This is a genomic window from Serratia sp. YWN4, assembly GCF_055790845.1.
The window spans coordinates 1-11,967 of record NZ_JBVUNZ010000002.1 but is presented as its reverse complement, the minus strand read 5'-3'; the positions used below and the strand labels follow the sequence as shown (position 1 = coordinate 11,967).

The 11,967-nt window shown below is 40.8% G+C and carries 13 protein-coding genes; 3 read left to right on the top strand and 10 right to left on the bottom strand.

What is annotated here, in order from left to right; genetic code table 11:
* Positions 1-8 precede the first annotated feature (8 nt).
* From ACX9GT_RS25505 to ACX9GT_RS25475, 7 genes are all read right to left on the bottom strand, one after another.
* Positions 9-287, bottom strand: a complete 279-nt coding sequence (locus tag ACX9GT_RS25505) for an EexN family lipoprotein (protein WP_473191701.1) — start codon at positions 285-287, stop codon at positions 9-11.
* A gap of 11 nt (positions 288-298) precedes the next feature.
* Positions 299-1,024, bottom strand: a complete 726-nt coding sequence (locus tag ACX9GT_RS25500) for a TrbJ/VirB5 family protein (protein WP_473191700.1) — start codon at positions 1,022-1,024, stop codon at positions 299-301.
* Positions 1,025-1,070: 46 nt separating this feature from the next.
* Positions 1,071-3,821, bottom strand: a complete 2,751-nt coding sequence (locus tag ACX9GT_RS25495; RefSeq protein WP_473191699.1) for a VirB4 family type IV secretion/conjugal transfer ATPase — start codon at positions 3,819-3,821, stop codon at positions 1,071-1,073.
* Between the two features lie 14 nt (positions 3,822-3,835).
* Entirely contained in the window at positions 3,836-4,078 is a 243-nt protein-coding gene (locus ACX9GT_RS25490) for a TrbC/VirB2 family protein (RefSeq protein WP_473191729.1), read from the bottom strand.
* 78 nt (positions 4,079-4,156) lie between these two features.
* Complete coding sequence (locus tag ACX9GT_RS25485) at positions 4,157-4,807, bottom strand: lytic transglycosylase domain-containing protein (RefSeq protein ID WP_473191698.1); 651 nt, start codon at positions 4,805-4,807, stop codon at positions 4,157-4,159.
* Between the two features lie 25 nt (positions 4,808-4,832).
* Entirely contained in the window at positions 4,833-5,069 is a 237-nt protein-coding gene (locus tag ACX9GT_RS25480) for a hypothetical protein (RefSeq protein WP_473191697.1), read from the bottom strand.
* A gap of 77 nt (positions 5,070-5,146) precedes the next feature.
* A complete protein-coding gene (locus ACX9GT_RS25475; RefSeq protein ID WP_473191696.1) occupies positions 5,147-5,620 on the bottom strand; it encodes a transcription termination/antitermination NusG family protein in 474 nt (157 codons plus the stop codon).
* A 222-nt stretch (positions 5,621-5,842) separates the two neighbouring features.
* Here ACX9GT_RS25475 and ACX9GT_RS25470 point away from each other — a divergent pair, with 222 nt between their 5' ends.
* Positions 5,843-6,139 carry a helix-turn-helix domain-containing protein gene (locus tag ACX9GT_RS25470; RefSeq protein ID WP_473191695.1) on the top strand — a complete coding sequence of 99 codons (297 nt, stop codon included), beginning with the start codon at positions 5,843-5,845 and terminating at the stop codon, positions 6,137-6,139.
* Positions 6,140-6,590: 451 nt separating this feature from the next.
* Here the strand turns inward: ACX9GT_RS25470 and ACX9GT_RS25465 are convergent, their stop codons facing one another.
* On the bottom strand, positions 6,591-7,283 hold the full coding sequence (locus tag ACX9GT_RS25465; RefSeq protein ID WP_473191694.1) for a hypothetical protein: 693 nt from the start codon (positions 7,281-7,283) through the stop codon (positions 6,591-6,593).
* Positions 7,284-7,939: 656 nt separating this feature from the next.
* On the opposite strand from ACX9GT_RS25465, the gene repA reads away from it, so the two are divergent.
* Entirely contained in the window at positions 7,940-8,782 is an 843-nt protein-coding gene (gene repA, locus ACX9GT_RS25460) for a plasmid replication initiator RepA (RefSeq protein WP_473191728.1), read from the top strand.
* 938 nt (positions 8,783-9,720) lie between these two features.
* Here repA and ACX9GT_RS25455 read toward each other — a convergent pair.
* Positions 9,721-10,005: a stability/ partitioning determinant gene (locus tag ACX9GT_RS25455; RefSeq protein WP_473191693.1), complete on the bottom strand. Its 285-nt coding sequence runs from the start codon at positions 10,003-10,005 to the stop codon at positions 9,721-9,723.
* 89 nt (positions 10,006-10,094) lie between these two features.
* Entirely contained in the window at positions 10,095-10,757 is a 663-nt protein-coding gene (locus ACX9GT_RS25450) for a nucleotide-binding protein (protein WP_473191692.1), read from the bottom strand.
* Between the two features lie 889 nt (positions 10,758-11,646).
* Here ACX9GT_RS25450 and ACX9GT_RS25445 point away from each other — a divergent pair.
* On the top strand, positions 11,647-11,967 hold a 321-nt coding region (locus tag ACX9GT_RS25445; RefSeq protein WP_473191691.1), incomplete at its 3' end, for a J domain-containing protein.

The following is an 11,967-nucleotide window of genomic DNA, read 5'->3' as shown; positions in this document are numbered from 1 at the left end:
ATACCTCTTTATTGAGTTGTTACCTTTCTTCTCATCTCTTCTTTTTTAGCGAAAAGATTTTCGAATTTCTCTTTAATGCCTGGGTTGCCTGTTTTAGAGAACATTAATGCTGCCCTATGGGAGAACTCACAATTATCACTTGATTCTCCATCTTTCAAACATTGTGAATATACCTCATAGGTTTCATCTGGGTGCTGTTTATACCATGCTTCAGATTTCTCTTCTTTACATGCAGCAAGTAAAGTTAACATGGGAAAAATCATTATTAATTTAACTTTTTTATGCATCGTATGCGTCCTTATAGGTTGTTAAGATCAGCTACTGGTGCATTCAGTTGCTGTTCGGCAAAGGCTTTCTGCCTTTGTGTCGCTAGCATGTTAGCACGTAATTCAGCCTGCTTAACTGACATCTCCCATTGTGATGTCAGGGCATTAAGCTGAACACTTTTTGCAGCAACTACGTTAGCCAAGTCTTGTGATTCTTTAGCATCTTGAGAGCGTTCTACGCGACCAGATAGTTCCGAAACATCACTGAGAACATCTGCTATCTTGTTCTGTACATCAGATGTTTCTTCGACTGCGACGGCCTGATTTAACACCATTTGCTTACAGCTATTAAGGTAGGTTCCGGTAGCACTGGTGTTACAGCTATCAAATACTTTGTATTTGCTATAAAGACCATTGAGTTCAGAGGTAAAAGAACCACCAGGATTAGTCATTAGGTCATTAAGAGAAATGCCTCGCTGTTGCAGATTCTTAATATCATGAGTGAGATTTTTTGCCTGGCTCATGAATGCCTGGACATCACGGATTCCGGTAGCTGTTGCCAGTTGATCCTTATAAGCATTCATTTCATCTTTGTAATGCAAAACGGTTTTTTCCCACTGAGCTACTTTTTCAATCCACTGATTTATACTATTGGTATTTGCAACAGCATCAATTACAGGGATACCGGCACTTATTACATTGGAGGAAAATAGAATTGTAGAAGCCACACAAATAGCCAAGGTTTTTTTAATTTTCATTTTTCATACCATTATGATTTATTGGGTTTGTTTAGATATTGATTTATTATATTGCTTTTTCTAAAAACTTATCTTTCCACTCTTCTGGTTTCATACCTTCCTTATATATGGAGTCAAATATTTTCAAGTTATCCTCACTGCCGCTTAGTATTTTTGTATAGCGGCCTAGTCCAGATAAGTCCATTTTAGCCAAGGAAACAAAAGATCTCGTTTCACCACGACGCAGAGGCGTTTTAAGTATGACCATCTGACGAGAACCGGGATCAAGGTTTTTAACAATATCAAAAACACTCTCTGGCACTTTGAGCTTATCAACATAGTCTTCGCGTGATGCTTTAGGATTAGCCATAAATATTTGAGTTCCGCATTGTTCTATAATTGCGGCTGAAATTTCATTTTTAACCATTTCATCCGGTGACTGCGTTGCTGGTACAAATATCCCGTTAAGTTTGCGAATGACTTTAAGCATGTTAAGTGCAAAATTAGCAAACTCTTTATCAGCAAGCCATTTCCAGAACTCATCCATGAATAAAACGAGCCGTCTTCCGTCCAGCAAACTGGTAACACGATAGAGCAGATAAAATGTAATGGGTGCTCTAACGTCTTTATCATCCAAAAACTCAGTGCCATCAATACCGAAATTGTCGTCTTCGGCAATATTGAATGTGTCAGCCTCGTTATCGAATACCCAGCCAAACTCACCGCCTTGCGCCCATTGTTTTAGACGTATACGTAACCCATTTGTACGAGCTTCCTTGGTTGGTGGCTCCGGTAGCACTTCGAGAAGGCGAGTTATACCGTAGCGTCGGTACTCTGGGGGGTAATCCAGCATGATAGTATTTACCCCTGCACTGATACGTTCCTCATCGCGAGGATCGAGCGGTTTACCATCTCTTGTACAAATTAAGCGGATAAGCTGTTTGATGAAATTAATGTTACGTTTTGTCGGTTGCAAAGCGAACGGGTTCCACCCTGTTGGTTCACCAGTTCTGATGCGGAAATAGCGCCCTCCCATCTGACGTATGGACATTTCAGCAGAGCGGTCTTTATCAAAATAAACCGTTGTCATGCGTTTATGTGTTGCTGAAGCTGTGAACGAAGCCGGGCGACGATATTTTTGCATTAAGTGCTTCATTGCGGCTAACAATGTAGATTTACCTGTACCTGTACTACCGATCACCATTGAATTACCAGGGTTCTTTTCGTTGAATTCATCAACGCCAGCTTGACTATTATGGAGATTTAAATAGTAGCCGTTACCAGATGGCGTTTTCATTACCACAATCGCTTCTCCCCACGGATTCCCTTCGCGTTTATGAGAGTGGAAATTATGCAGTGAAGCCATATCAGCAAAATTCTGGCTGCTTATAGGTACAAGGCGAGGACGTAAATGATAAATCCCTGGAAGTTGTGCCAGATAAGCCGCAGGAAGCGACATTGTTGATAATGTGACCAGAATTCCCAGGTCTTTCAAGGGTTCGGCCAGTGCATTGGTATCCCTGATAACTCTTTCTTCGCTTGGGGAGGAAACAATCAAAGAAAAGTGATACTTACCAAAAGAGATGTGGCCAGACTGGAGTAAGTCACGAGCAACCATAAGGTCTTCTTGTTGCGATATGGCATCATCATCAGCCGATTGAAGTCTGTTCTGCGTCAGCTTGATATAGCTTTTAGCCTCGTCCTTAGCCATGCAAGTGAAAGATTGGGTAAGGACATAATCACATTCGGCATACAACAACGCATCAAACAGACCTGTATAGGTTTCAGGTGCGTGATCCTTGATTTCCAGACTACGGAAAAATATCTGTTCATCAATCCCGTTGCACTGGCCGGTATCCGTTGAAAAAAACAGGTCTGACGCACCGAGTACATCATAAAACGGTGAGCGTGTAACGGCGATTTTTTGCCATTTTCCTGTGAGCAGGCGGTTATAGAAGGATAATTGAGATGAGTATACTCGCCCGTTTTCTTCATATGCCCCTAATGGTGTTGCTGTAAAGCTCTCCAGTGAGGTATTTAATAGTTCCCAATGCTCAAGCATTACTCTTAGCGAAGCATCACCCGCCTGTTTTCTGGCTCCATCAGACTTTTGTTTTAACGCTGATCTCTCAAGCCGTGAGAGAGGGATAAAACACGCTGTTAAAAATATTCGGCTATGGCGAAATGGCTTATCTTTGATCGTATTGTAGTAAAGGCGTGCAACTTCATCAGAAAAGGGAATGCCTGAATTACACTCGAAAGAGTCAGTGTAGCTCTCCCGTATTTTGTGCAAATAAAAAGTCACTGGAAGCCCTTCAAAAGCTCTGACCATATTGTTTAGCTTCACCGTCTGAAATGTAAGATGATGCTCATCCTCACATTCAAAAATGATTCCACCAAGCTCCCACGTCGCAACAAAGTCTCCTTTTTTATTTTTAACTATGTGTTCACTAACATGTGATGAATAAGGAATATATTTAGAGATGTCTATGCTTTCGTTTAATCTCATCTTTTTATTAAACTCCGTAACATCTATGGGTTCGTATTTATTTGAAGAAATTACATTTGCACCATAGAATTTATTAGAGGCTTTGCGGCCTCTTGTTTTAAACTCAAGAACCTTAAGGTTGAAAAATTGAATATCTTTTCTGGCCTTACTTCTCATTTCAATAAGAGTAGGAATAAGTAGTAAGAGCAACCAATAGTTTCTGAGATAAACAGTAATTAGTGCAATTGTCCCGCACGCAATAACTAGGGGTACTAGAGGTATCCCTAGCAATGCTGCTGGTCGTGTTAATGCTTTGTTCAGAATGGCCATGATGTAGTCCAATGTTAAGACATGTAATATGCACCAAAGCCTGCTGCACCGGTAATAAGAATGCCACCAATAATGACGTTCTGCATTTCAGAAAGTTTCTTCCCATCCCACAATACTTTATAGCCAATCCACATTACACACAGCGTTACTGTAGCTACGGCTAAAGTTCCCAGACCTAAAACCCATGCGTTGAGTGAGTCATTGGCTTTATCAAAGCCACCACTTGCTGCGATTGCAGGGGATGCCATAACGGACATGGAAATAATAGACTCTTGAACTTTATTTTTGATTGCTACAAATTTAGATTTGATGCTCATTTTTTAGTTTCCTTAATTTTAGTTAACAAAATTACCACGCACAATATGCGCAGGGTATTTAATTGTTTCGGTTTCTTGTTTATTACTATCTATAACATCACCGCGAACAACCTCATGAGGGTATAAGGTTGACACGATATTTTTTTCTGGTTCAGATTGGTTTGGTTCTCTATCCTCTTTTGTTGAAGGTACAACATAGCCTATCCTCTGCACATAACTTGTATTACCAAATGATTTTTCCGGTACTTTACCAGTATTGAAATTCCCAGAGTAATAACAACTGAGCGCTCTTATCAACGTTGTGCCGCGTAGATAACAGTCAGTAATTATTTTTTCAAAAACAGAAAGGTTATTGCAGGGGGAAAATAATTTTTCAGCATCCATACCAAATTTGTTAAAATTTGTGCTGGTAATTTGCATTAATCCAACAGAGTAACGCCTATTCTTCTTTTTAATATTATTTACAATCGTGAGAGCTTCTCCTTTTGATTTTGGTAAATGAGTAATGACACCGCTGTCACCAGGTGTTCGTTCTGCTTTTGGGATTATTTCGGCAATGGCATAAGGGTTAAATCCTGATTCAGTTCTTGCAATGTCTTGAGCTGTATCGGGGTGAACAGATGCAGCACACTGCAACGCCAGAACCAGAAAGGCTGATGTTGAAAGCATTTTATTTCTTCCTTCATATAAATTATTACTGGTTCTTTTCCCCCTGATCCCGAATACTTCTAATCATGTTGTCTTTGGCCTGTTCACCATACACATCAATAAGGTATTGAAAAAAATGCGCGGTAGTAACTTGCCTTCCACCATAAAAGCCAACATCAATAGCCAGACGCTCTACAACCTTTCTGCGGTCTGCCCCAATATAAACAACCCCTGCTGAGGTTGAGCGAGTTCTGATGTTCTGTGGTAAATCACTCTTTGACATAAATCTTCCTTAATATGAATGTAGATAAATTACCGCTATGATTAGCGGTAATTTTCTAGTTAACGTTAGAATGAATTTTAGATATTTATTGGAGAAGGTAGATAATCATTGAGAAAATTAATCAAGGCAGTCATTCTTTCTGAGGGTTCTCTTTTCTCATTGATTTCTTCCATCTTATGGAAAAGCTCATCTGACACACCCTTGAGTTCTGCACATCCTTCAGAGCTACCAACTTTTTCTAACTGTAAGCATTGGAGTGCTGAAATAACATCCTCAGGAACTGGTCGGATTTTACCACCAATTTTGACAAATTCGTTCACTCCGATGATTTGAGTGATCTTTGTCATATTAATGACTTCCAGATCTATAGATACAAATAAGTATGCTGGGAACAATGGGCGCTGATTTATACGTACACAGGTTTTACTATCAGCTCGCTTAGTTACTACTGTTAATAAAGGGGTGTAATGCTCTACCGCAAGCCGTTCCAATCCAGCAAGTACGCGCTGATAAGCTTTTGGACTGTAATACAGAAGAAACCAACCTCTCATACTGCCTCCTTTTACCCACGTTGGCCCCTGAATAATCCAGGTGGGTGCTCCATAAATTGCATATCATTGCTGGTTTTTTGTACACGCAAGTGTAACTCTATGATATGTAATACAGTTGTAAAAGTGTCAGTTCCCTGGTGTTGCGATAAAGGCAACATTTTAACTCTTAAGTAGTGCTAAACGTGTGCCATCGATTCAATTTTTTTTATTTTGGTTGCGAAGATGGTTCCGAAGAGACTGAAGTCAGCACGCTTAGATGCCTCCTTATCACAAGAACAACTCGGCGTTCTATGTGGGTTAGATGAAGTGTCCGCGCGAGCGCGGATTTCAAAGTATGAGCACGGTGTAAACCGCCCTAATTTTGAACTCACCTGTATGTTTGCACGTGTGCTGCAAGTCCCGGAATGCTACTTCTATATCATTGATGATGACTTTGCGTTTCAGGTTTTAGACCTTCATCGTAAGTCAAAAATTCGCCCCCATCCTCAGCGTTCTTATCATGGTATAAAACCACGCTGACGCCATTCTCGATCCATGTGGAAGAGATGAATTCATTCAGATTGATATGTAAATCTATACTAACACGTTTCTATACTATCAAAACTTGCAGCTAAGGAAAGCAGAATTTTTAGATTCAGAATATGGTCTTTTTCCCGTCCAATAGTAAAATTATCTAACTTAAATCTATTTAATAGATGATGTAACTACCTTAATAAAATCAAGTAGATCAATCGATCACGCTAGGCTTTGGCAATGGATTAAAACACTATTCAAACAAATGATTATCAATTTAAATTTACCGATCTAAATCAATGAGTTGGAATTTTACATTTTTGCATCACGATGATGCAAAAAAAATGCTTAAGAAATGATAATTTTTTTGTCAGTAAAAGATGTCTTATATAAATATATTCAATATGTCTTCTACGTAGGATAATAGCACCATTACAGGTGCTATTAACTGATTTAGTTATAGGTCGTATTGTTCATCAAAAGGTTGTGTTAGTTCATTAATGTAGTTATTTCCAAAGTTATCCATTGCATCTTTTTTAATTCTTTTAATTAACATTGTGACTGCATTGGTTTTAGCAACATTCTCAATAGTACAATCATAAAGTCTTTCAAGAACATAGGAGAGTTTTGTGATATTATTTCCGTACTTTGATAAGCAGTAGACTAAAAATATCGGCCCTCCTTTATCGTTATATTTTTCAATAAAAACGAATGCTGTAGAGTCTTTATTGTATATAAATTCATCTAATTTTAATCGCTTTGTTTTTTCAGGAAAACTTACTTCAATCACATCGACAGCGGAGTTGATTAATTTATTATGAAACTCTCTGAGTGATGGGTATATCTGTAAGAATGGGATTAATTTCTTTGCGGGAATTGTACATGTAAAATATGTATGAAATCCATCGTCCATTTTAGACTGAAAGCCAATATCACGGTCATAATAGCTACGACAAAAATCAACCAATTCAGTTAGTGCATTTTTTTCTAACAAGCGTTCATCAGCGATGATAATTTGTTCGGATGAAGCGTTTGCATAATCTATTCCTCCGAGTTTCAGGGCTTCGAGGATAGCAAAGCTGTTAAGATCGCATTGTTCGAGTATACCCATTTCAATACGATGCATTTGTATACTATTGATTTCTGCCATTTTTCAATATCCTTGTCATGAAATCAAAACATCACCAAAATACATAATCCCTTTTGGATCATTACTTCGGCAAGAAACGTGCTCAGAAGTCCTTAGAGCGATTACTTGTGCTGGCACCATCTAAGAATATCAGGAAAAACGTAAATCATCATAACCCCCTCCGCTTGCCACAGTCTTTGACTAGCGGAGGCAAAGCTAGCGCTGCCGTAGTCTGTCAAAGCGAGGAAGCGGAATTTCCAGCGAATTAACAAAGGAATACGTTCACTTTGGACTGACATTTGCTGTTTATATTTACAGTAATAGCTATGTTAGATTCAATATCTTCATGAATTGATTGATTAAATTAGAATCGATCCTTTATGGATCTTTCGCTGAGGGAATTGATCGTTTAGTCATGACGTGATAGTTTACATGCGTTTACACGAATTTGTGCGGGCGGGGCGTTCCCAGTAATAGCGCCCAGATATGAGGTTACAGGCGAAAGCTATAACCTCTGAATGCAAAAACCCCCTGAAATCTGTCATCAACTTGGCGGAAGAGTCAGATATTCAGGGGGCCAAAAGCAGGCTGCGGTGCCTGGAAAGGATTATAGCAAATGCGTAACCTAACACAACCATTTTACACCGCCATAAGTGTCGGCGGGTGTGTCTGAGAATATAACTCTCGCTCCACAACATTCCTGTCGGCCAAAGAATCCTCATCCGAAGTTTTCGGTTTCAGAAGATAAACGGACGTTGCCTTTTAACCTTAAGTTGATGCAAGCCGTAGATGGTTTCACAGCGCGTTTCGCTTTCGCTATGTTCGTCTCATTTGCCCGCTCATCTGGTAAGCGTCGCCGTATGCCGCCGCCATGCCGCAAGCAGGCATTAGAGGCATTATTACAGGCGATCTGCTTCCATTATGACCCACTGGAGAACCACGTAAACGCGACGATCACCACGATGGCCATCGAGTGCTCCCTAGCCACTGAGTCAGCATCTGGGAATTTGTCGATCACCCGTGCTACGCGAGCGCTGCAATTCCTTGCCCTACTTGGTCTTGTCACCTATGAAACGGAGTATTGTGGTGCTCTTGGGTGCCATTTCCCTACGGATATTTCCCTAACACCGGCATTCTTCGATGCGATTGATATTTCCCCTCAGGCCGTTGATGCAGCGCGTAAGTCTCGTGTGTCCTGGAAGAACAAACAGAGAGCCAGACAGGGGCTTTCTAAACTCCCGGTAGACGAGTTGATGTTAGCGGCCATGAAGTCACGTCGTGATCGATTCTATGACTACCATATGAAGCGTAAGCAGCACGGACACGAACGAGCCAGAGCGCGACGTGACGCAGAACGCCAGCGCAGTGATATCGTGACGCTAGTAAAACGTGAACTGACCAGAGAAATTGCAGAGCGTCGGTTCCCTGCTGATAAAGACGCAGTAATGGCCGAAGTCTCGCGAAGGGTAAACAGAAGGATGATCCTCGCGAGGGGGCATCACACCCGAATAGCCACCTAATCCGCACTTTCTATCTCTTCCGGTACTCCCGGAGGTTTTCGCATGTCCCCGGTTCGTCATTGTGTAATAAGTGACCGCAATTAGCTGGCTGCGAGAATCGGCTACATCGAAAAATCCACCGATGATGCACTATTACCATTCCCGATCACGATTTTCATCGACTGGCACTTATCAAAACTCTGTTATCCACATTTAAGTGCAAGGGATTTTGTTCATTAAACACAAATCGTTTACACCAATAGATGCGAGTAGTCTTTTAAAGAACTAAAAGATCTTCCTTTTAAAAAGAAAACCTATTCGTAGTCTGTCCTGTGGACAGCCTGATAATGACCGCCCTTGCAGCGGCCAAAGGCCGCGCCGGTTCGGTATGGTCGCTACGCTCCCATTAGGTAGCACCTCCGGCTTTAGCCGGAGGCATGGTACTAACTGGATGTACCACAGCGAAAAGGCACTTTTCGCCCTAACCTACTTCATTGTTAAAAATCAGCTAAAAAACATGTCTAGCAGGAAGGGGGGAGCCTGCCCCGTGTCGACCCATTGGAAGCCAAGCTATGATTTGATAATTTTGAATAGGCATCGGGTTTGAGGGAAAAACTACATGCCAGTGAGTTTGTTCAACATCCTTGAATAACTGATCACACCGGTCGCAGCTGGCCAACGCGAAATTTCCCTGGTGGCCATTTTTTTGATGTTTTGTAAAACAGTCAGTTAGATTTAAAGGTCAGCAGAAAGAGGGATTCAGAAAATTTGATGCCCTTGCGCAAGCGGATATCGCCTTAGCGTAGGTTTTCGCCCCATTAGCCCTCAAACCTCTGCCGCGCTTTGCTTGGCCAACACTGATCTGGCACATAAAGAATTTATGCACCAGATCAGTGTTATCGAAGGAGATATAAAGAAATTGTGAGTTATAGTGTAAATGCATGTTAAATACAGTGTATTTACATTTTTACGGATTCTAATAACCAATGATTTTTAGTGTTATCGTCCATTTTGTTCCAGGCGGCTAAGGCCGCCTTTAAGATATCAGTATTACCGTAGCCTGTTCGCTGTGCGTCAGCTTCCATAACATCAATGAAAACTTGATTAAGACGGTATGTTCGGGAAACTGCCCTTCCTTTTGTCGGGCGTTTATCACCGTCAATAATAAAGCGAGCAATTTCGTGAGAAGTTGGAGCATCAGTCGGTTGAATGTCAACTTTTGGTTTGTTTAAAATCATAGACATATAATCACCTAAGAAATACACATTAAATACAGTGTATGTACATTATAGTAAATACACTGTATTGTCAATTTCGTACATACATTGTATTTCTAGAGTAATCCGACCTCTTGCGCAAAAAGTTCAATCTGGCCTTTTGCTTTTCCCACACTGTTTCCGCGAGCTACGTCATGAACGCCTGCACCTTCATTACAGGCACTTTCAAAAATATCCAGTGCAGAAATGCGCGTTCTCAACGGCTGAATCCATACCTGATCAGAGCGAAGTAATTTATCTAGTTCTATAGCATCTCTTACTTTGCTAGATTTGTTTGTTTCAATCCTTGTGAAAAGTACCCAAGGCTGCAATTTAGGATTTGCTGATTGTGCCTTCCGTACTTTCTGTGTGACATCTGTTAGGGTGTCACGTTCGAAGCGTGATGACGGTTTTACAAGTGTGATTAGAATATCCGCGACTGTAATCGCACTGCGGAACTCCTGGCTATCATGGCCAGCACAATCGACAAGTAAAACCTGGTGCAATGCAGATAGTCTTTTTATCTCTTTGCTTATATCGCCATATGCTTCGTAAACCGGGATCAGGGGTAAACCATTTGCATTGCGCTTTATTTTCCAATTCAGTATGTCAGGGTTTTTATCTGATTTCAGAATGCCGACAGAGACACCTTTGTTAACAAGCATAGAGGCTGTATTTACTACCGTAGTGGTCTTTCCTACCCCACCCTTATCCGAACCGAATACCGCAGAAATACCCATCTTTCAAACTCCTATGTGAGAAATACTATGTATGAACAGTGTAAATACATTTGTGTATTTATAGTGTATTTACATCGTATTCTATATTGCGTATTTCAGTTGTCAATACCATGTATTTACTTTTATGTATTTACAGTGTAAACACATGGTAATTCATCAACTTTACGTTACAATGTCACTCTAAAGCGAGGTCTAAAGCCCAACCGTACGAAAACGTACGCTAAGTATGCTTTTTAACCAGAGCGGTGCTTAAAGCAGAAAGCTGTGAAAATGAGGCGTTTGCCATGAAATGATGGCCAAACTGAAAACTTGGTTTATTTAACAAATTAGCAACATAAAAAAAGGAGCTTTTGCCTGGGAAAAGACGTGCTTTTAAATGACTGGGGTGTATTTCGGAGCGAGTGCTGATCAGTTGGGGCGCTTAACAGGTTATATGTTAAATAAGGCCGTTTTTTTGAAATTAATCGTAACTGCCTCTAGGTGTGTTCGCTATGCTCACTCACACAAGACCCCGGAAATCATGCTCACAGCGCCGCAAGCGCCACTGTGACCACTCACCGGGGCTATGGGCCGTTAATTAAATATTAGTGTTGTCTGTGAGTTCGTTTAGGCTTAGCAGGGCGGGGGAGGGGGATTTTCCTCTCTCTGTGGGTTCTGTAGTTCGCTAGCGCTCACGCCTCGGCGCGATTCAATACTGCTTATTCCCTTACCTTTATTTCGCGCCTTTCATCTGCTAAAGCAGATAAAATATTTGTATTGAGATTAAAGTGCTTCGACCCTTTTTTGTGGATGATAAAAATTGATTACTACTTAAATAAGTAGTATATTGTTGGTGTGGCAATAAGGCAGTAAATAAAAACCATAACGCCCAAACGGGCAGGAGTTAAAAATGAATATTCAAGAAGCGTTAAATGTATTCGGTCTATCTGGTGAGTTGACAGAAAAAGATATCAAAAAAACATATAAGCGTTTGGCGATAAAATACCACCCTGATAAAAATCCATTAGGCGGTGAGTTGATGAAAGCGGTTAACGCGGCTTTTGATTTTCTCATGGCTAACTTTGAAAAGGTCAACCAGTACCAATCTGCTGATGAAAGCGCCCGTTATAATTACGGTGAAGAACTGGAAAATGTATTAAATATTCTTTCTGGTTTGTCGGGTGTGATTTATGAGGTTATTGGTAATTGGGTGTGGATCAGCGGCGATACT

Excerpts from the sequence above, each read along its gene's own strand:
- ACX9GT_RS25505 (WP_473191701.1), bottom strand. The coding sequence starts at position 287 with ATGCATAAAAAAGTTAAATTAATAATGATTTTTCCCATGTTAACTTTA.
- ACX9GT_RS25500 (WP_473191700.1), bottom strand. The coding sequence starts at position 1,024 with ATGAAAATTAAAAAAACCTTGGCTATTTGTGTGGCTTCTACAATTCTA.
- ACX9GT_RS25495 (WP_473191699.1), bottom strand. The coding sequence starts at position 3,821 with ATGGCCATTCTGAACAAAGCATTAACACGACCAGCAGCATTGCTAGGG.
- ACX9GT_RS25490 (WP_473191729.1), bottom strand. The coding sequence starts at position 4,078 with ATGTCCGTTATGGCATCCCCTGCAATCGCAGCAAGTGGTGGCTTTGAT.
- ACX9GT_RS25485 (WP_473191698.1), bottom strand. The coding sequence starts at position 4,807 with ATGCTTTCAACATCAGCCTTTCTGGTTCTGGCGTTGCAGTGTGCTGCA.
- ACX9GT_RS25480 (WP_473191697.1), bottom strand. The coding sequence starts at position 5,069 with ATGTCAAAGAGTGATTTACCACAGAACATCAGAACTCGCTCAACCTCA.
- ACX9GT_RS25475 (WP_473191696.1), bottom strand. The coding sequence starts at position 5,620 with ATGAGAGGTTGGTTTCTTCTGTATTACAGTCCAAAAGCTTATCAGCGC.
- ACX9GT_RS25470 (WP_473191695.1), top strand. The coding sequence starts at position 5,843 with ATGGTTCCGAAGAGACTGAAGTCAGCACGCTTAGATGCCTCCTTATCA.
- ACX9GT_RS25465 (WP_473191694.1), bottom strand. The coding sequence starts at position 7,283 with ATGGCAGAAATCAATAGTATACAAATGCATCGTATTGAAATGGGTATA.
- ACX9GT_RS25455 (WP_473191693.1), bottom strand. The coding sequence starts at position 10,005 with ATGTCTATGATTTTAAACAAACCAAAAGTTGACATTCAACCGACTGAT.
- ACX9GT_RS25450 (WP_473191692.1), bottom strand. The coding sequence starts at position 10,757 with ATGGGTATTTCTGCGGTATTCGGTTCGGATAAGGGTGGGGTAGGAAAG.